The organism is Paracoccus sulfuroxidans (assembly GCF_007830335.1).
Classification (GTDB): domain Bacteria; phylum Pseudomonadota; class Alphaproteobacteria; order Rhodobacterales; family Rhodobacteraceae; genus Paracoccus; species Paracoccus sulfuroxidans.
In genome coordinates, this window is sequence record NZ_VLKU01000001.1 from 185,849 (window position 1) to 205,488 (window position 19,640).

Here is a 19,640-nt window from a genome sequence, read left to right on the forward strand (position 1 = left end):
GGGGTCCGGGCGCGTGACCTGACTGAGCGGCAGCCCGGAGACCCGCTCAGCGCAGCGTAAGAAGAAGCAGACCGCGGAGGCTCACGGCAAAGCGCGCGCCGAATTGCGCGTTTGGGGCCGTGGCGATGTGTCGCGTCCGAGTCATGGCCCGGACTATAGGACCGCCGCCCGCAAATTGAAAAGCCCCGAATTCACCCCCGGCAAATTCTTTTGCCCAACGCCCGCCTTCTTCGTTGCCCAAATACCCAAAAAATCATCGCCACCAGCAGGGCGCGACAGCCTCGCTCACAAGGCCCGCCACCCGATATCGCGACGGCAGAACCCACCCGGCCAGTCGATCCCCTCGACCAGCGCATAGGCCCGCGCATGTGCCTCAGTCAGGCTCGCCCCGCGCCCGGTCGCCGCCAGCACACGCCCGCCGGTGGCGACCAACTGACCCTCCCGTCGCGCCGTGCCTGCGTGAAAGACCATATGCGCGCTGTCCTCGGGCAGGGCGTCCAGCCTGGCAATCACGCTGCCTTTCTCGTAATCCCCCGGATAGCCCTTCGCGGCCAGCACGACGGTCAGCGCATGGTCATCGGACCAGTTGACATCCACCTCGGCCAGCCGCCCCTCGGCACAGGCCAGAATCAGGTCCAGGATCTGCGCGCCAAGCCGCATCATCAGCACCTGACATTCCGGATCGCCGAAACGGACGTTATATTCGACCAGCCGCGCCTCGCCGTCCTTGATCATCAGACCGGCATAGAGGACACCCTGAAACGGCGTCCCGCGCCGCGCCATCTCGGCAATGGTCGGGCGCACGATGCGCGCCATGACCTGATCCTGAATCTCCTGCGTCAGGACGGGCGCGGGCGAATAGGCCCCCATGCCGCCGGTGTTCGGCCCGGTGTCGCCTTCGCCCACGCGCTTGTGGTCCTGCGCCGTGCCGATGGGCAGGCAGTCGGTCCCGTCACAGAGGATGAAGAAACTCGCCTCTTCACCCTCCATGAATTCTTCAATGACCACTTCCGCACCCGCGTCACCGAACTCGCCGCCAAAGATGCGGTCGATGGCGTCAATGGCCTCGGCCTCGGTCATGGCAACCGTCACGCCCTTGCCAGCCGCCAGCCCGTCCGCCTTCACGACAATCGGGGCACCCTGCGCGCGAATATAGTCCCGCGCAGGCCCGGCTTCAGCAAAGCGCGCCCATGCAGCGGTGGGCGCATCGCAGGCGTCGCAGACCTCCTTGGTGAAGGATTTCGAGGCTTCCAGCGCCGCCGCCGCCGCAGATGGCCCAAAGACCAGAATACCCGCACCCCGCAGCGCGTCCGCGACGCCCGCCGCCAGCGGCGCCTCCGGCCCCACGACCACCAGATCGATGGCATTCTCCTCGCAGAACCCGATCACAGCCGAGCGTGACAGAATATCCAGAGCCGCACAGCGCGCGACATTCTCGATCCCCGCATTGCCGGGGGCCACGAACAGCCGGTCGCATTTCGGGTTCTGCCGGATCGCCCAGGCCAGCGCATGTTCACGCCCGCCGCTGCCAAGGATCAGGATGTTCATCTGCCGCCCCTTATGTCTCTGTCGACGGCCTTCTAGGAACTGCGCCCTGACGGATCAATCGCAAATCGGCCCGGCCTTCGGGCATCGACCCTTGATCCCGCGCCCGGCACAGGCCAGAACCATGGCATGGAACTCTTCGAAGACGGCGCGCCCGGCAGCAATGCCCATGAATTCACGGTCTCGGAAATCTCGGGCGCGGTCAAACGCGTGCTCGAGGGCGAATTCGGCCGCGTCCGCGTACGCGGAGAGATCGGCCGCGTCTCGCGCCCGTCATCAGGGCATCTCTACTTCGACCTCAAGGATGACCGCGCCATCATCGCGGCGGTGACCTGGAAGGGGCAGGCCGCCAAGCTCTCGACCCGCCCCGAAGAGGGCATCGAGGTCATCGCCACCGGTCGCCTCACCACCTTTCCCGGCCAGTCCAAATACCAGCTGATCGTCGATGAGATCGAGCCCGCAGGTGCGGGCGCGCTGATGATGATGCTGGAAAAACGCCGCAAGGCGCTAGCCGCCGAAGGGCTTTTCGATGAGGCGCGCAAACGCCCGCTTCCAGCTCTCCCCCGCGTCATCGGCGTCGTGACCTCGCCTTCGGGCGCGGTCATCCGCGACATCCTTCACCGTCTGCGCGACCGCTTCCCGACCCGTGTGCTGATCTGGCCGGTCGCTGTCCAGGGTGAGGCCTGCGCCCCGCAGGTCTCGGCCGCCATCCGTGGCTTCAACGCACTGACCTCCGACGGCCCGATCCCGCGTCCCGACCTCATCATCGTCGCGCGAGGGGGCGGCAGCCTCGAGGATCTCTGGGGCTTCAACGAAGAAGAGGTCGTGCGCGCCGCCGCCGACAGCCAGATCCCGCTGATCTCGGCCGTGGGCCATGAAACCGACACGACGCTGATCGACTTCGCCTCGGACCGCCGTGCGCCCACACCGACAGCCGCCGCCGAGATGGCGGTGCCGGTCCGCGCCGATCTGGCCGCCCGGCTCAGCGAATCGCGCGCGCGGATGATCCGCAGCCAGCAGACCCGCCTTCAACGGCACCGCCAACGCCTCGCCGATCTCGGCCGCGCGCTTGGCAGGCCGCAGGCTTTGACCGATCCGGCCCGGCAACGCTTCGATCTGACGGCCAGCCGGCTCGAGACCGCACTCTCGGGCTTCGTCCGCTCGCGGCGCGAACGCTTGAACGCCCTGCCGCTCTCGCTCTCCGCGCTGCGGCAGGGCCTGCGCGACAAGCGCCTGCGCTTCCAGGATCAGGCCACCCGGTTGATGCTCGCCCTCCCGCGCCAGCACCTGCGCCGGGCCGAGCGCCTCGCTGACATCGCCGCTCGCCTTCAGCGCGCGCAAACCCGCACCCTTGCCGACAACCAGCGCCAGATCCGTCGCGACCGCCAGCATCTCGCCGACATGACGACCCGCCTCATGGCCACCGCCCCGCGCATTCTCAACCCACGGAAAGAACGCCTCGACCGCCTCGACCGGCTGCGCCAGACGCTGGGCTATCGCGAAACGCTTCGACGCGGCTTCACCGTGGTCCACGGCCCGCAAGGCCTCGTCACCACCGCCGAAGCCGCCAGCAAACTCGCCTCTTTCCAGATCGAGTTCCACGACGGCCGCCTCACCGCACGCCCCGAAGATGCCCCGGAAAAGCCCGTCGCCGCCAAACCCACGCGCAAACCACCAACCGACCCCGAAGGCCAGCAATCCCTCTTCTGACCGCGCGGATTTCTTCGTTGTAAAATACCCCGGGGGCCTGGGGGCAGCGCCCCCAGCCTCTCACCCTTCCGAGGTTTTCGGCTTCAGCATCAACCAGATAAGCGAACAACCAGCCAACAGCAGGAAGGGCAGCATCGCGACGTTCACCGCGTTCCAGCCGGTCTGGGTCGAGCTGCTCAGGCAGTTCATCAGCCCGCCCGAGGACAGCGAGGCCACGAAGACGCCGCCAAAGACGATGGCATCATTCAGCCCCTGCACCCGCTCGCGCTCTTCTGGCCGATAGGCGCGGGTCAGCATGCTGGTCGCGCCGATGAAACCGAAGTTCCAGCCGAGCCCCAGCAGGACCAGCGCGACATAGAAATGCCCAAGCTCAACCCCCGACAGCGCCACCGCGCCTGCACCCGCCAGGATCACCAGCCCCAGCATGACGATCCGCTGCGCGCCGAAGCGGGCGATCAGATGCCCGGTGAAGAACGACGGCGCGAACATCGCCAGCACGTGGAACGAGACGATATTGGCCGCATCCGCCGTATGAAACCCGCAGCCGACGACCGCCAGCGGGGTCGAGGTCATCACAAGGTTCATCAGCGCATAAGAGACCATGCCGCAGATCATCGCGACGGCAATCTGCGGCACGCGGATCAATTCGGCAAGGCTGCGGCCACGCGCCGCCTCATGCGAGGTCGCGGCAGGCTTCGGGATGTCCAGGAAAGCGAACAGCACCGGGCCCAGCAGGTTCAAGACGATGATCGCGGCATAGGTGGCAAGGAAGGGAATGGCCGTCGCCTCGGCGGTCGCGCGCACCAGAAACGGGCCGGTGAAGGCCGCAGCCAGGCCGCCCGCCAGCACCCATGAGATGGCCTTGGCTTGAAACTCGGGCGGCGCGCAATCGGTCGCGGCGAAGCGATAGAAGCCCTGCGCCGCCTGATAGATGCCGGTGAAGAGCCCGCCCAGCATGAACAGCCAGAAATTCCCGACATAGATGCCGATGGCCGCGAGACCCGCTCCGATCGCACCCGCGCCACAGGCCAGAAAGAAGCCCGTCTTGCGCCCGTGCTGGCGCATGAAACTGGCAAGCGGACGCGCGGATAGCGCCGTGCCCAGCACCACCATCGACAGGGGCAGGGTCGCGATGCAGGGGTTCGGGCTGAGCATCTGGCCCGCCAGCCCGCCGACGATGAAGATCATCGACATCTGCGCGCCCAGAAGCGCTTGCGCCAGCAGCAGCACGATGACGTTGCGCCGCGCGCGCGGCATGTTCTCGATGGGAAGTGCTTCGGTCATGGCGCCCCGCTCATTTCACACGCAAGGCTTGCGCGGCCTTGGCCCGCTCGGTGATCGTGGCCCAGTGTCCGGCTGTGACATCGGCATCGGGCGCGATCCAGCTGCCACCCACGCAGATGACATTCGGCGCGCTCAGATAGTCGGGCGCGCTTTGCGGCGTCACGCCGCCGGTCGGGCAAAAGCTGATATGGGGCAGGGGACCTGCCAAAGATTTCAGCGCCTTGACCCCGCCTGCCGCCTCGGCCGGGAAGAATTTCAGCATGTCATAGCCAATTTCGGCCAGCCGCATCGCCTCGCTGGCGGTCGCGGCCCCGGGCAGCAGCGCGAGCCCTTCGTCCTCGCAGGCGCGGATCAGCGTCTCGGTCGCGCCGGGCGAGACGGCGAAGCTGGCCCCGGCCTCGCGGGCGCGTTTGACGTCATCGGGGGTCAGCACCGTGCCTGCGCCGACATGGCCGCCGGGCACTTGCGCCATGGCTCGGATCACATCCAGCGCGGCAGGCGTGCGCAGCGTCACTTCCAGCACCGGCAGGCCGCCTTCGACCAGCGCGGCGGCCAGATCGGCGGCGCGCGCGGCATCGGCCACGACAAGGACCGGAATGACCGGCGCAAGCTGACACAGGCGGCGGGTCTGGGCGGATTGGATCTTGGGGGTCATGGCGGCACCTTTGGGCTTCAGCCCGTGACCCTGTACCTTTCCGCGCGGGCGCGCAAGCCGTCAGCCGCCGAACCCGCGCGACGAGGAGCGCGCCGTCGAGCTTTGTCCGAAGCCGCCCCGCTGCGCGACCGCTGCTGACGAAAGCGGCGGCTTGCCCAGGGTCGAGGGTGCGCGGGTGAAGGTCTGCGTCGGCACCTTGCCCGCGCCACGGTTGCTGGCAAAGCTCTGATCGCCCTTGGGCGTGGCAAAGCGGCCGTCCGCCGTGCGCACCATCGGCTGCGAGAAGACCCCGCCGCCGCGCGACATCATCGAGCCCAGCATATAGCCCATGAGCAGCGGCATGAACGAGAAGCCACCGCCGCCCGAGTTCTGCGCGACCGGATCGTCGCCGCAATTCCCGGCACCGTGCTGCTGCTCGCAGAGTTCTTTCGACTCATAGCGCGGCGCGGTCTCAAGATATTCCTCCTGGGCTGCGGCAAAATTCGTGCGGCAGTCCTCGGCGGTGAAGAACAGGCTGTTTTCCTCGGCCGCCGCGATGCAGCTTTGCAGGTCGGGGAAGGATTGGGCGTCGACGCGGTCATCCTCGCAGGCGGCAAGGGCCAGCGTGGCGGTTCCGGCCAGAACCAGCGCGACATGACGGGAGCGTTTGCGTTTCAACATGGTCAGCCCTCGATAAAATGCGGCTTGAACCGCGACAGGTTGTGGGTGATGCGGGCGCGATCCTCGCGGATGCCAAGCCCGACGCAAGCCTCGCCCACGATCCACGCACCCAGCACCGGATGGAAGCCCGAATATTCGGGCAGCGGTGCCAGCGCCTGCAGGATCATCGGATGATGCGAATAGCTGTCGTCCTGCGTCCGCTCGGTCTCATGCCCGCGCTCGAAGATCGAGACACCGGCCCCCTCGCGTGAGAAGATGGGCTTGGTCACATAGCCGGCGCGCAACTGCTCTTCGGCGGCGGCGAAAGCATCGGCGACCGAGGGGGCGGGCGCGCCGCCTTTCAGCGCCTCGGCGACATCGGCTTCGAAGAAGGCGGGCAGCAGGTTCGGGTGGCCGGGGAACATCTCCCACAGCAGCGGCAGAAGCCCCTTGTTCGACAGGATCGCCTTCCACGCAGGCTCGATGCAGCGCAGGCCCGAGCCCTGAAGATAGGCCGCGAAATCATCGCGCAGCATGTCTTCCCAGGGGTAAAGCTTGAAGAGCGTGCCGATCACCCGGTCCTTGTCATCGGCGAACTGTCCCTCCTCGGTCACGCCGATCCCGGCAAGATCGGTGAAATGCGCGCCCATCCCGGCCTCGCGCGCAGCCCAGGCCAAAGCCTCGACGGTGGCGTAATCCTCGGGGTTCGATTTGTCGGCAGCGAAATGGATCTCGGTCGCCGGTTCACAGATCTCGGCCCAGCGTTCGACCAGCGCCTCATGCAGAGCGTTGAACTGGTCGGTGTCGGGCGAAAGCACGCCGCGCTTTTGCTGCTCTTCCAGCCAGAGCCACTGGAACGAGGCGGATTCGTAAAGCGAAGTCGGCGTGTCGGCGTTATATTCCAGCAGCTTCGCCGGACCCTTGCCGTCATAGGCCAGATCCATGCGGCCATAAAGCTCGGGCTCGCCATTCGACCATGACTGTTCGACCAGATCCCAATAGGGGCGCGGGATGTCCAGACGGGTCAGCCATTCCTCACTGAGAACGGCCTTCGCGACCGCCTCGCGGCAGAGCGCATGCAGCTCGGTCGAGGGGGCTTCAATGTCCTCCTCGATCTGCTGCAGGGTCAGACGATAGGCGCTGGTTTCGTCCCAATAGGGCTCTCCACCCATATCGGCGAAGGTGAAACCCAATGCCTCGGCCTCGATGCGCCAGTCCGGCCGTTCGGGTAGGGTGATCTTTTCCATCAAGCCTCCATGCCTCGCCCCCCGGAATGGCCGGGAAGCGGGCCGGATGCAAGGTCAGAGGCGCATTATCGCCGTGCCTTGCCGAGGGATTCGCCCGCCAGCAGCGCCGCGTTGCCACCCGAGGCGGTCGTGTCGATGCAAAGGTGACGCTCGATCAGCACATACCCCGCGTCGAGCGCGCCGATCAGCGGCAGGATCGGACCCGTGCGGGCGGCGAGTGCGCGTGCATAGGCACGGCCGGTGTCCTCATCCCCCCACCAGACGGCCCCCGAGAAGCCTTGCAGGCTGGTCAGAAGCTCGGGCGACAGCGGGCGGTCCAGCGCCACGCCGCGCCCGCCCAGACGGCGCACCTGCGCCAGCTGGTCCTTGGCGGTTTCAAGGCCGGGGCCAAGGCACAGCACCGGGTCACGCGACAGCAGCCGCAGCCGGTTCGCCTCGCCCGTGGGGCCGGGCAGGTCGATCTCGCGCTCGCTGTCATGGGCGGGCGCGGCAGAGGCCAGCTTCTGCGCAACCGAGGCCGCATCCTGCGAAAAGGCGGCGTCCCAGATGCTGAGCGGCACGGCGCGCGCGGTGAAGCGCTGCAGATATTCCGGCCCGCCCGCTTTGGGGCCGGTGCCCGACAGCCCCTCGCCGCCGAAAGGCTGGCTGCCGACGACCGCGCCGATCTGGTTGCGGTTCACATAGGCGTTGCCCGCATGCACGCGCCCGGCGACGGTATCCGTTCGCGACTCGATGCGGCTGTGCAGGCCGAAGGTCAGGCCATAGCCGGTGGCGTTCACCTGTGCCACGACGCGGTCCAGCCCGTCAGCGGGGAAGGTCGCGACATGCAGGACCGGGCCGAAGATCTCGCGCTTCATGTCGGCGATGGACGTGATGCGGATGATCGCGGGGCCGATGAAATGCCCCTGGGGCGGCACGGGAAGCTGCTTCAGAAGCCGCCCCTCGGCCTTCGCGCGCGAGATGTGGTCGTCGATCCCGGCATGCGCCTCGGCGTCGATGACGGGGCCGACGTCGGTGGTGATCTGGGCCGGATCGCCAAGGCGCAGCTCCTCCATCGCGCCTTCCAGCATCTCCAGCACGGGCTTGGCGATGTCTTCCTGCAGATAGAGGCAACGCAGGGCCGAGCAGCGCTGCCCCGCCGATTGGAAGGCGCTGGCCACGATGTCGCGCACCGCCTGTTCGGGCAGCGCGGTGCTGTCGACGACCATGGCATTCAGCCCGCCGGTTTCCGCGATCAGTGGCGCGGTCGGGGCCAGATGTTCGGCCATTGCGGCGCGGATTTTCAGCGCGGTCTCGGTCGAGCCGGTGAAGACCACACCGTCGACGCGCGGATCGCGGGTCAGGGCCGCGCCCACGCGCCCGTCGCCCGGCAGAAGCTGCAAGGCGCTGGCGGGCACGCCCGCGCGCAGCATCAGCCCGACCGCCAGATGCGCGATCAGCGGCGTCTGCTCGGCGGGCTTGGCCAGCACGCCATTCCCCGCCGCAAGCGCTGCGGCGATCTGGCCGGTAAAGATCGCCAGCGGGAAGTTCCACGGGCTGATAGCGGTGAAGATGCCGCGTGCCGGATCGCGCAGGCTTTCGCTTTGTGCGGCGTAGTAGCGCAGGAAATCGACGGCCTCACGCAGTTCGGCCACGGCGTCGGCCATGGTCTTCCCGGCCTCTTTCGCCAGCAGTCCCAGAATCAGCGGCGCGTTCGATTCGTAAAGATCGGCGGCGCGGCGCAGGGTCTCGGCGCGTGCCGAGACGGGCAGGGTCCAGGGCTGCGCGCTTGCCAGCGCGGCCTCGATCTGCGCGGGCGTGGCGGCATGGACCTGACCGACCGTCTCGCCGGTGGCGGGGTTTGCCACATCCTCGGCGGGGCCGTTCTGAAGGCTTGCCGCGATCAGGGGGACGGCGACCGGCGCAAGGTCCTGCAACTCGCTGTCACGCGATTGCAGTAGGGCGTCGCGCACCGGGCGGTCGGTGATGTCGAAGCCGCGCGAGTTTTCACGCGAGGGCGCGAACAGCGCGGGGCCGCGCGCAATCGAGAGGTTCTCGGGATGGGCCAGCCCCTCCAGCGCGGTCAGCGGGCAGGCGGCAACGATGCTGGGCGGGATCGCCTCATCGACGATCTGGTTCACGAAGCTGGAGTTCGCGCCGTTTTCCAGCAGGCGGCGGACCAGATAGGCCAGCAATTCGCGATGCGCGCCGACGGGCGCATAGATGCGCAGGCGTGTGCCGTGATCCTTCTGCACGATGTCATGCAGCCGCTCGCCCATGCCATGCAGGCGCTGGAATTCGAACGCGCGCCGGTCCTGCGCCATATGCAGGATGGCGGCGACAGTATGGGCGTTATGGGTGGCGAATTGCGGATAGATGCGATCGGTCATGCCCAGCAGCCGCCGCGCCAGCCCGATATAGCTGACATCGGTCGAGACCTTGCGCGTCCAGACCGGGAAATCGGCCAGACCCATGACCTGCGCGCGCTTGATCTCGGCGTCCCAATAGGCGCCCTTGACCAGCCGCAGCATGATCTTGCGATCCAGCCGGGTGGCCATGTCATGCAGCCAGTCGATGGTCGCGCCCGCACGGCGGCCATAGGCCTGCACAACAATGCCGAACCCGTCCCAGCCTTGCAGCGCGGGGTCCTGCAGCACGGCCTCGATCACCTGCAACGACAGCGTCAGGCGGAAGCTTTCCTCGGCGTCGATGGTCAGCGGCATGTCGGCCTTGGCCGCCATCTGCGCCAGCCGCGACAGGATCGGCACCAGTTCGGCCATGACGCGCGCCTCTTGCGCGGTCTCATAGCGGGGATGTAGTGCCGACAGCTTGACCGAGATGCCGGGGTTGTCACGCAGCTTGCCCTTGGTGCAGGCCTTGGCAATCGCCTCGATGGCGCGGGCATAGGCGGCCTCATAGCGGCGCGCGTCATCGCCCGTCATCGCAGCCTCGCCCAGCATGTCATAGCTTTGCGTCGCGGCGGGGTTTTCAGCGGCGCGCTTCATCGCCTCCTGAATGGTCTGGCCCAGCACGAACTGGCGGCCCATCTCGCGCATGGCGCGGGTGACGGCGGCGCGGATCACGGGCTGGCCCAGACGGCGCACGGCGCTGCGCACCAGCCCGGCGTTACGGCGGTCGAGCACGCCCCCGGTCAGCATCAGCCCGCGGGTCGAGAGGTTCACCACCGAAGAGGTCGAGCGGCCCTTGTGGCGCTTCCAGTCGGCGGGGGCGATCTTGTCCTCGATCAGCGCGTCCGAGGTCTCGGCATCGGGGACGCGCAACAGCGCCTCGGCCAGCGACATCAGCGCCAGCCCCTCATCGGTCGACAGCCCATATTCGGCCAGAAAGACCTCCATCAGCCCGGGGTGCAGCTCCTTGCGGATGCGGGCGACCAGATCGGCGCCTGCGTCCACGATGGACTGGCGCGCCTCGGCCGAAAGATCCGCCTCGACCAGCAGGCTGGCCAGCAGCGGGCCTTCGGGGGCAAGCGTCATCCAGTCGATGGCGGCAAGCGAGGGGGACAGCGGGGCAACATCCTTGGGCATGGGCAGGGTCCTTGACTTTTGTCTGATCATAACGGTCTGCTGAAAGTGAAATCGCCCAATGATACCTGAAACATGTCCAATCCGTCCAAAAATCCTGCCGAAAACGAACCGTTCGAACTGGACCGTATCGACCGGGCGATTCTGGCGCATCTGTCGCGCGACGGGCGGATCAGCGTGACCGAGCTTGCGGGGCTGGTCGGCCTATCGAAAACGCCGGTGCAGGCGCGGATGAAACGGCTGGAGCAGGCGGGCGTCATCGCGGGTTACCGCGCGGTGCTGTCGCCCCTGCGGATGAACCTTGCGCATGTGGCTTTCGTCGAGCTGCGCCTGACCGACACGCGCGAGGCCGCGCTGCAAGCCTTCAATCGCGCCGTCCGCGCCATCCCCGAAATCGAGGAATGCCACATGATCGCCGGGGGCTTCGACTATCTGCTGAAGGTGCGCACCACCGATATCGCCGATTACCGCCGGGTGCTGGCCGAGCGCATCTCGACCCTGCCGCATGTCTCCTCAAGCTCGACCTATGTCGCGATGGAGGCGGTCAAGGACAATGCCGCCGTCGCTTTGCCGTAAGGGAAGTTCGGCAGTTTCCGGCAGGCAAGACTTTGGTCGGAAATTTGACTTGCGAGTCAATAATCTTCGCTCCAACCTATGGCACAGCGGCACCCGTCTGAAAGGGGCCGAGCAACAGGGCAACAGGATTTCCAACATGACTCAGCGTTTCACGCTTCGCGCGATTCTTCTGGCTTCGGCGCTGGCCGTCGCGCCGGCCGCCATGGCCGAGACGCCCGCCGATGTGCTGGTGGTGGCCGCGCAGATCGACGACATCATCAGCCTTGATCCGGCGCAGGCCTTTGAGTTTTCGGGCATCGACGTCACCAACAACCTTTACGACCGGCTGGTCGATTTCGATCCGATGGATCTGAAGGCCGGGATCAAACCCAGCCTCGCCGAAAGCTGGGAGGTCAGCGAGGATGGCAAGACCATCACCCTGACCATGCGCGAGGGCGTGAAATTCCAGTCGGGCAATCCGGTCCGCGCCGAGGATGCCGCTTGGTCGCTGCAGCGCGCGGTCAAGCTGAACCTGTCGCCCGCCTTCATCCTGAACCAGTTCGGCTTCACGCCCGAGAATGTCGATCAGATGATCACCGCCGACGGCAACAAGCTGGTCCTGAAGCTGGACCAGCCCTATGCGCAATCCTTCGTGCTGAACTGTCTGGCCGCCAGCGTCGGCTCGGTGATCGACAAGGAAACCGCGATGCAGCACGCCGAGGGCGATGACTTCGGTCACGCCTGGCTCAACACCAACTCGGCCGGGTCCGGCCCCTATTCGCTGGCCGGCTGGCGCCCGAATGAGCAGGTGCAATTCGCGGTCAACGAAGGATACTGGCAGGGCGCGCCCGCGATGAAGCGCGTGATCGTGCGCCATGTGCAGGAAAGCAGCGCCCAGCGTCTGCTGCTGGAGCAGGGCGACATCGACGTGGCCCGCAACCTGTCGCCGACCGATGTCGATGGCATCTCGGGCAATGACAAGCTGGCGGTTCAGGACGAGCTACGCGGCCATATCCTTTACATGGGCCTCAGCCAGAAGGACCCGCTGCTGCAAAAGCCCGAAGTCGTCGAGGCGATGAAATATCTGGTCGACTATCAGGGCATGGAAGGCAGCTTCCTGAAAGGCCAGTGGAAGATCCACCAGAACTTCCTGCCCGAAGGCTATCTGGGCGCCTCCGAGGACAATCCCTGGACCTATGACGTCGCCAAGGCCAAGCAGATCCTGACGGATGCGGGCGTGACCTCGGGCACCGTCAAGACGATGGTCCGCGACATCCCGGAATATCTGAACGTGGCCCAGGCGCTGCAGGCCTCGATGGCCGAGGTCGGGCTGACGCTGGAGATCCAGCAGATGACCGGCGCACAGGTGCTGGACGCCTATCGCGCGCGGCAGGTGCCGATCTTCATCGGCGAATGGGGCCCGGACTATTCGGACCCGAACACCAACGCCTCGACCTTCGCGATCAACCCGAACAACGCCGATGATGCGAAGCTGTCGCAGCTTGCCTGGCGCAACTCCTGGGCGGTGCCGGAGGATATGAACAAGGCGACCATCGCCGCCACGCTTGAGGGCGACACCGACAAGCGCGTGCAGATGTATCTGGACCTGCAGCAGGAATATCGCGAGATCGCGCCGATCATCCCGCTGTTCCAGAAGGTCCAGCAGTCGGTCATGCAGAAGAACATCCAGCACTGGACGGCTGGCGGTTCGGTCAGCAACGTCTTCTACCGCCAGGTCACGAAAGGCTAAGCGGTGTCGGGCGGCAACGGCACCACGGGGACCGGAGGGCGGGCGCTTTTCGGTCCGCGCTTCGGGCGCAACCTGCGCGCCATCGGCGGTGTCCTGCTGTCGCTTGGGCTGACGCTTCTGGGCCTTTTGCTCATCACCTTCATCATCGGGCGGATCATGCCGATCGACCCGGTGCTGAAGGTGGTGGGCGACAGGGCGACCCAGGCACAATATGACGCGGCCTATCAGGCGATGGGCCTTGACCGGCCGCTGTGGGAACAGTTCCTGCGCTATATCACCGATGTGGTGCAGGGGAATTTCGGCCGCTCGATTTCGACCGGCCATCCCGTGGCCGAGGATCTGAAGCGGGTCTTCCCCGCCACGGTCGAACTTGCGACGCTGGGCACGCTGATCGGCGTGCTCGTGGGCGTGCCGCTGGGCGTGATCGCGGCGGCACGGCGCGGCGGCTGGATCGACCAGATCGCACGCGTCGTGGCGCTGGTCGGCTATTCGGTGCCGATCTTCTGGCTGGGGCTGATGGGGCTCTTGCTCTTCTACGGCATCCTCGGCTGGGTCGGTGGCCCGGGCCGCCAAGGCATCATCTATGACGGCATGGTGCCGACGGTCACCGGCATGATCCTGATCGACAGCCTGCTGGCTGGCGACTGGGGCGCCTTCCGCGACGCTTTCAGCCATATCATCCTGCCCGCCAGCCTGCTGGGCTATTTCAGCCTTGCCTATATCAGCCGCATGACCCGCAGCTTCATGCTGGAGCAGCTCTCGGCCGAATATATCATCACCGCCCGCGTCAAGGGCATGACCGAGCGGCGGGTGATCTGGCGTCACGCCTTCCGTAATATCATGGTGCCGCTGATCACGGTGATCGCGCTCAGCTTCGCCTCGCTGTTGGAAGGCTCGGTCCTGACCGAGATCGTGTTCAGCTGGCCCGGCCTTGGCCAATACATCACCAAGGCGCTGCTGGCAGGGGACATGAACGCCGTTCTGGGCGGCACCGTGGTCATCGGAACCTGCTTCATCCTGCTGAACCTCCTCAGCGACATTCTTTACCGGGTTCTCGACCCGCGGTCGGGCTGAGAGGGCGCCATGACGATCACGACACGCGAATGGCTGCTTTCGGACGCGCCGCAGACCCGGCGTCAAGCCCGGCTGGGTGCGCTTTATCAGGGCTGGCTGACGTTTCGCGCCAACAAGCTGGCGCTGGTCGGACTGGTCATTCTGATCCTGCTGGTGCTGATCGCGATCTTCGCACCCTGGATCTCGCCCAAAAGCCCGTTTGCGCAGAACCTTGGCGGGCGGCTGCAACCGCCCTCGGCCGAGCATTGGCTGGGCACCGACGCGCTTGGCCGGGACATCCTGTCGCGGCTAATCCATGGCTCGCGCATCACGCTGTTCATCGTGGGCACGGTGGCGCTGGTGGCCCCGGTCATCGGGCTTTTCATCGGCACCTTGTCGGGCTTCCTTGGCGGTTGGGTCGATCAGGTCCTGATGCGCATCACCGACATCTTCCTGGCCTTCCCGAAGCTCATTCTGGCGCTGGCCTTCGTGGCAGCCCTTGGACCCGGCATCGGCAATGCGGTGCTGGCGCTCGCGCTGACCTCATGGCCCGCCTATGCGCGTTTGGCGCGGGCCGAGACGCTGTCGATCCGCAAGGCCGATTACATCGCCGCCGCACGGCTGCAGGGGGCGGGGCCGATGCGCCTGCTGGTCGGCCATGTCTGGCCGCTCTGCGTCTCCAGCCTGATCGTGCGGGTCGCGCTCGACATGGCGGGGATCATCCTCTCGGCCGCAGGTCTGGGCTTTCTGGGCCTTGGCGCGCAGCCGCCCATGCCGGAATGGGGCGCGATGATCTCGGACGGGCGCGCCTTCATCATGGATTTCTGGTGGGTCGCCGCCATGCCCGGCCTTGCGATCTTCGTGGTCAGCCTGGCCTTCAACCTGCTGGGCGACGGGCTGCGCGACGTGCTGGACCCGAAAGGAGCCAAGGAATGACCGCCCCGCTTCTCTCCGTCCGCGATCTCCGCGTCAACTTCCCGACCCGCTCGGGCGTGTTCGAGGCGGTACGCGGCATCACCTTTGACCTTGGCCGCGAGCGGCTGGGGGTGGTGGGCGAATCCGGCTCGGGCAAAAGCATGACCGGCCGGGCAATCCTCGGCCTCGTCCGCCCGCCGGGCAAGGTCACGGCTGAACGCATCGACCTGCAGGGCCAACCCATCCTGAACCTCCCCGAAGATCAGATGCGCGCCATTCGCGGCCAACGCATCAGCATGGTCATGCAGGACCCGAAATTCAGCCTGAACCCGGTGATGACGGTCGGTGCGCAGATCATGGAGGCTTACCGCCTCCACGCCCGCGCCACCCGGGCCGAGGCGCGGCAGAAAGCGCTCGACATGCTGGCGGCGGTGCAGATCCGCGACCCGCAACGCGTCTTCGACAGCTACCCGCACGAGGTTTCAGGCGGCATGGGCCAACGCATCATGATCGCCATGATGCTGGCCCCCGACCCCGATATCCTGATCGCCGATGAACCGACCTCGGCCCTCGACGTCTCGGTCCGCACCGAGGTCCTGCGGATTATGGACCGGCTGGTTCAGGATCGCGGCATGGGCCTTATCTTCATCAGCCATGACCTCAATCTGGTCGCGCAATTCTGCGATCGTGTGCTCATCATGTATGCCGGCCGCGTGGTCGAAACGCTGGCCGCGAGCGATCTCCACAACGCCCGCCACCCCTATACGCAAGGCCTCCTCAACAGCCTCCCGCGCCTGGATACGGCGGTCGACCGCCTTCCGGTCCTCAAGCGCGAGGCCAGCTGGCGCGACGCCGAAATTCTTACCCCCCAGCCGGGAGGGCTCTGATCCATGCCATTTCTTCGTTGTCCAAATACCCAAATCCAACCGGGCCCGTCATGCTGAACGTCGACCATCTCGATGTCTGGTTCGGCAAACCGCCCGAGGTCTTTCATGCCGTCCGTGACGCCAGCTTCCACGTGGCAGAGGGCGAAAGCTTCGGGCTTGTCGGCGAAAGCGGCTCGGGCAAGTCGACGATCCTGCGCGCTATCACCGGCCTTGTCGACAGCTGGTCCGGCAAGATCGAGGTTGCGGGTGAAGCCATCCATGGCCGCCGCCGCTCTAAGGGCTTTCACCGCACCGTGCAGATGGTCTTTCAGGACCCCTATGCCAGCCTCCATCCCCGCCATTCCGTCGACCGCGTCCTGTCCGAGACGCTGAAGCTTCAGGGCATGGACGATATCGACGCGCGCATCGACCGGCTTCTGGCACAAGTGGGCCTCGGCAGCGGGTTCCGCTTCCGCTATCCGCACCAGCTCTCGGGCGGCCAGCGCCAGCGGGTCGCCATCGCCCGCGCGCTTGCGGCCGAGCCACGCCTTCTGCTCCTTGATGAGCCGACCAGCGCGCTCGACGTGAGCGTCCAGGCCGAGATCCTGAACCTTCTGGCCGATCTGCGCCGCGACCGGGGGCTGACCTATGTCATGGTCAGCCACGATCTGTCGGTCGTCGCCCATATGTGCGACCGGCTGGCGGTGATGCGGGCGGGACAGGTGGTCGAGATCATGGATGTCGCCACCCTGCGCGCCCAGGCCCCGGCGGATCAATATTCCCGTGACCTGATCGCCGCGAGCCTCGGCTACGCGCGCAGCTAGGCCGAAACGCCGAAAAGCCGCCCGACCCCTGCCGTGATGCCCAGCGCAATCGCGCCCCACAGCGTGACGCGGGTGACGCCCGGCAGGATCGGCGCGCCGCCCGCCCAGGCCCCCAGCGCGCCCAGCACGGCCAGCGCCACCAGCGTCGCGACCAGCACGAAGCCCATGACCATAGGAACCGGCGCGGCAATCGCCGCCAGCAAGGGAACCGCACCTGCCAGGCTGAAAGTCAGCGCCGAGGTCAGCGCCGCCTGCAGCGGATTGGCCGAGGTCGCATCGGTCAGCCCGATCTCATCGCGCACATGCGCGGCCAGCGCGTCATGGTCGCTGACCTCGCGCGCGGCCTGCAACGCGGTCTCGGGCGACATGCCGCGCTGCTCATAGATCTCGGCCAGTTCGCGCAACTCGCTGTGCGGAGAGTCGCGCAGCGCGATCCGCTCGCGTTCGATATCGGCACGCTCGGTGTCGGCTTGCGAGCTGACCGAGACATATTCTCCGGCGGCCATCGAGAGCGCCCCTGCCGTCAATCCGGCCACGCCCGCGATCAGGATGGCCTGAGCATCGGGGGTTGCGGCGGCGACGCCCATGATGATCGCTCCGGTCGAGACGATGCCGTCATTCGCGCCCAGAACGCCTGCGCGCAGCCAGCCCAACCGGCCGACATAATGCGGATCATCGGAATGGGCACTCGGAAGGGGATGATGGTGCATGGCTGATTCCTTGTCTTGCGGCATGACCATAGAACCGAAATCCCTCCTCTCACAGTAGGACTTGTCCTGCGGGGCAAGACGACGCAGGCTGACCCTTCAGGAACCGACCCTCAAGGAACTGAGCCCCGAGGACCGCATGACCGATCATCCCAGCCTGCGCCTTCCCCCTGCACGCAATCTGATCGGCGGCGAATGGCGCCCGGCATGTGCGGGGCGCGAGCTTGCGATGATCTCTCCCATCGATGGCGCGCCCTTCGCCGCCATCGCCGATTCCGATGCGGATGACGTGGCCGATGCCGTCGCGGCGGCCCGCAGCGCTGCCGATGGCGGCGACTGGTCGCAGCTTGCGGCGGCCGAGCGGGGGCGGCTGATGCAGCGCCTTGCCCTGCGGCTTGAGGCAGAGGCCGAGGATCTGGCCCGGCTGGAGACGCAGGATAACGGCAAGCCCATCGCCCAGTCGCGCGCCGATATGAAGGGGCTGGTGCGCTATTTCGAATATTACGGCGGTGCCGCCGACAAGGTGCATGGCGAGACCATCCCTTTCCTTGCGGGCTATGACGCCCGCACCCTGTGGGAGCCGCATGGCGTCACCGCCCATGTCGTGCCTTGGAATTATCCGGTGCAGATCTTCGGGCGCAGCGTCGGCGCGGCTCTGGCCATGGGCAATGCCACCGTGACCAAACCCGCCGAGGATGCCTGCCTGACCATCCTGCGCATCGGAGAGATCGCGACCAAAATGGGCTTTCCGCCCGGTGCCATCAACATCGTCACCGGGCGCGGTGACGTTGCGGGCAAGGCGCTGAGCGAACATCCGGGCGTCGATTTCATCTCATTCACTGGCTCGCCCGAGGTGGGCGTCATGATCCAGACGGCGGCGGCGCGCAATCACATCGGCTGCACGCTGGAACTGGGCGGCAAATCCCCGCAGATCGTCTTTAACGACGCCGATCTTGAGGCGGCGCTGCCGGTGCTGGTGAATGCCATCGTGCAGAACGGCGGGCAGACCTGCTCGGCCGGATCGCGGGTGCTGATCCAGCGCGGCATCTGGGACCGGCTGACCGGCCTGCTGGCCGAGCGGTTTCGCACGGTCACCGCCAGCGCCTCGGGCGAGGGCGCGGTTCTGGGCCCGCTGATCTCGGCCCGGCAGAAGGCGCGGGTCGAGCGCTATATCGCCGAGGCTGACGCGCCGGTCCTGTCGCAGGGCCAGATCGCCCCGGATGTGCCGCCGGGCGGTTTCTATGTCGCGCCGATCCTGTTCGGTCCGGTCGATCCGGCCTCAACCCTCGCGCAGGAAGAGGTCTTCGGCCCCGTGCTGGCCGCCATTCCCTTCGAGGATGAGGCCGAGGCCATCGCCATCGCCAATGGCACCGCCTACGGCCTTGTGGCTGGGATCTGGACCCGCGACGGCGACCGTCAAGCGCGGGTGGCGCGGGCGATGCGCTGCGGACAGGTGTTCATCAACGGCTATGGCGCGGGCGGCGGGGTCGAGCTGCCCTTCGGCGGCATCCGCAAATCCGGCCATGGCCGCGAAAAGGGCTTTGCTGCGCTTTACGAATTTGCGCGGCTCAAGACGATTGTTCATCATCACGGTTGAAAACGGAGGACAGCATGAGGCTTCAGGGAAAGACGGCCATGGTGACGGGCGCCGCGTCGGGGTTCGGCAAGGGCATCGCCCAGACCTTCGCGCGGGAAGGGGCAAGGGTCGCCGTTCTGGACCTTGACCGCGCCGGCGCCGAGGCCGTCGCGCAGGAGATCGGGGGCGGCGCCATCGCCATCGAATGCGACGTGACGCAAGGCGATCAGGTCGCGGCCGCCGTGGGCCGCACGCGCGAGGCGTTTGGCGGGCTTTCCATTGTCGTCAACAATGCGGGCTGGACCACGCCCAACGGCCCGCTGCTCGGCACGGATGAGGCCGCCTTCCGCAAGATCTATGACGTCAACGTCCTGTCGATCTTTCACATGGTCCACGCCATCGTGCCGCATTGGCGCAACGAAGATGGGGGCGTGATGCTGAATGTGGGCTCGACCGCGGGCATCCGTCCGCGCCCGGGGCTGACCTGGTACAATTCCTCGAAAGGGGCGGTGAACCTGATGACCCGCAGTCTTGCAGTCGAGCTTGCGCCCGACAACATCCGGGTGAACGGCATCGCTCCGGTCATGGGCGTGACGGGCCTGCTTGAGCAGTTCATGGGCTGCGCCGACACGCCCGAGAACCGGGCACGCTTTGTCTCGACCATTCCGCTGGGTCGCCTCTCCGAGCCGCGCGATGTCGCGAATGCGGCGCTGTATCTGGCCTCGGATGAGGCCGATTTCATCACCGGCGTCATCCTTGAGGTCGATGGCGGCCGCACGATCTAGGCGCGGCG

General features: G+C 66.6%; 16 protein-coding genes. 9 read left to right on the forward strand and 7 right to left on the reverse strand.

Annotation, left to right across the window (positions count from 1 at the left end):
- Positions 1-285: 285 nt before the first annotated feature.
- The gene (gene purD, locus IQ24_RS00910; protein ID WP_145395830.1) at positions 286-1,548 is read right to left on the reverse strand and encodes a phosphoribosylamine--glycine ligase; all 1,263 of its coding nucleotides are present in this window, start codon (positions 1,546-1,548) and stop codon (positions 286-288) included.
- Positions 1,549-1,674: 126 nt separating this feature from the next.
- Between purD and xseA the strand changes: the two genes are divergently transcribed.
- Positions 1,675-3,255: an exodeoxyribonuclease VII large subunit gene (gene xseA, locus IQ24_RS00915; protein ID WP_145395831.1), complete on the forward strand. Its 1,581-nt coding sequence runs from the start codon at positions 1,675-1,677 to the stop codon at positions 3,253-3,255.
- A gap of 60 nt (positions 3,256-3,315) precedes the next feature.
- Here the strand turns inward: xseA and IQ24_RS00920 are convergent, their stop codons facing one another.
- From IQ24_RS00920 to putA, 5 genes are all read right to left on the reverse strand, one after another.
- Entirely contained in the window at positions 3,316-4,539 is a 1,224-nt protein-coding gene (locus IQ24_RS00920; RefSeq protein WP_145395832.1) for an MFS transporter, read from the reverse strand.
- Between the two features lie 10 nt (positions 4,540-4,549).
- The gene (gene eda / locus IQ24_RS00925) at positions 4,550-5,194 is read right to left on the reverse strand and encodes a bifunctional 4-hydroxy-2-oxoglutarate aldolase/2-dehydro-3-deoxy-phosphogluconate aldolase (protein ID WP_145395833.1); all 645 of its coding nucleotides are present in this window, start codon (positions 5,192-5,194) and stop codon (positions 4,550-4,552) included.
- A gap of 60 nt (positions 5,195-5,254) precedes the next feature.
- On the reverse strand, positions 5,255-5,854 hold the full coding sequence (locus IQ24_RS00930) for a DUF1190 domain-containing protein (RefSeq protein WP_199756449.1): 600 nt from the start codon (positions 5,852-5,854) through the stop codon (positions 5,255-5,257).
- Positions 5,855-5,856: 2 nt separating this feature from the next.
- A complete protein-coding gene (locus IQ24_RS00935; protein ID WP_145395834.1) occupies positions 5,857-7,080 on the reverse strand; it encodes a glutathionylspermidine synthase family protein in 1,224 nt (407 codons plus the stop codon).
- 65 nt (positions 7,081-7,145) lie between these two features.
- A complete protein-coding gene (gene putA, locus IQ24_RS00940; RefSeq protein ID WP_422386241.1) occupies positions 7,146-10,604 on the reverse strand; it encodes a bifunctional proline dehydrogenase/L-glutamate gamma-semialdehyde dehydrogenase PutA in 3,459 nt (1,152 codons plus the stop codon).
- 72 nt (positions 10,605-10,676) lie between these two features.
- On the opposite strand from putA, the gene IQ24_RS00945 reads away from it, so the two are divergent.
- The 6 genes from IQ24_RS00945 to IQ24_RS00970 all read left to right on the forward strand — a co-directional run bounded on the left by IQ24_RS00945 (position 10,677) and on the right by IQ24_RS00970 (position 16,564).
- Entirely contained in the window at positions 10,677-11,177 is a 501-nt protein-coding gene (locus tag IQ24_RS00945) for an Lrp/AsnC family transcriptional regulator (protein ID WP_145395836.1), read from the forward strand.
- Between the two features lie 136 nt (positions 11,178-11,313).
- A complete protein-coding gene (locus IQ24_RS00950) occupies positions 11,314-12,906 on the forward strand; it encodes an ABC transporter substrate-binding protein (protein WP_145395837.1) in 1,593 nt (530 codons plus the stop codon).
- Positions 12,907-12,987: 81 nt separating this feature from the next.
- Complete coding sequence (locus tag IQ24_RS00955; RefSeq protein WP_145396125.1) at positions 12,988-13,980, forward strand: ABC transporter permease; 993 nt, start codon at positions 12,988-12,990, stop codon at positions 13,978-13,980.
- A gap of 9 nt (positions 13,981-13,989) precedes the next feature.
- Positions 13,990-14,895 (forward strand): nickel transporter permease, encoded by a 906-nt coding sequence (nikC, locus tag IQ24_RS00960; RefSeq protein WP_145395838.1) that lies wholly within the window; start codon positions 13,990-13,992, stop codon positions 14,893-14,895.
- Positions 14,892-15,761 (forward strand): ABC transporter ATP-binding protein, encoded by an 870-nt coding sequence (locus IQ24_RS00965; RefSeq protein ID WP_145395839.1) that lies wholly within the window; start codon positions 14,892-14,894, stop codon positions 15,759-15,761. The genes nikC and IQ24_RS00965 overlap by 4 nt, the downstream gene beginning before the upstream one ends.
- A 50-nt stretch (positions 15,762-15,811) precedes the next feature.
- Complete coding sequence (locus IQ24_RS00970) at positions 15,812-16,564, forward strand: ABC transporter ATP-binding protein (protein ID WP_145395840.1); 753 nt, start codon at positions 15,812-15,814, stop codon at positions 16,562-16,564.
- Here IQ24_RS00970 and IQ24_RS00975 read toward each other — a convergent pair.
- Positions 16,561-17,274, reverse strand: a complete 714-nt coding sequence (locus tag IQ24_RS00975; protein ID WP_145395841.1) for a VIT1/CCC1 transporter family protein — start codon at positions 17,272-17,274, stop codon at positions 16,561-16,563. The two genes, IQ24_RS00970 and IQ24_RS00975, sit on opposite strands and share 4 nt — an antisense overlap.
- Positions 17,275-17,410: 136 nt before the next feature.
- On the opposite strand from IQ24_RS00975, the gene IQ24_RS00980 reads away from it, so the two are divergent.
- Together IQ24_RS00980 and IQ24_RS00985 are read left to right on the forward strand one after the other, a co-directional pair.
- Complete coding sequence (locus IQ24_RS00980) at positions 17,411-18,868, forward strand: aldehyde dehydrogenase family protein (protein ID WP_145395842.1); 1,458 nt, start codon at positions 17,411-17,413, stop codon at positions 18,866-18,868.
- 14 nt (positions 18,869-18,882) lie between these two features.
- Positions 18,883-19,632: an SDR family oxidoreductase gene (locus tag IQ24_RS00985; RefSeq protein ID WP_145395843.1), complete on the forward strand. Its 750-nt coding sequence runs from the start codon at positions 18,883-18,885 to the stop codon at positions 19,630-19,632.
- The last annotated feature ends 8 nt before the right edge of the window (positions 19,633-19,640 follow it).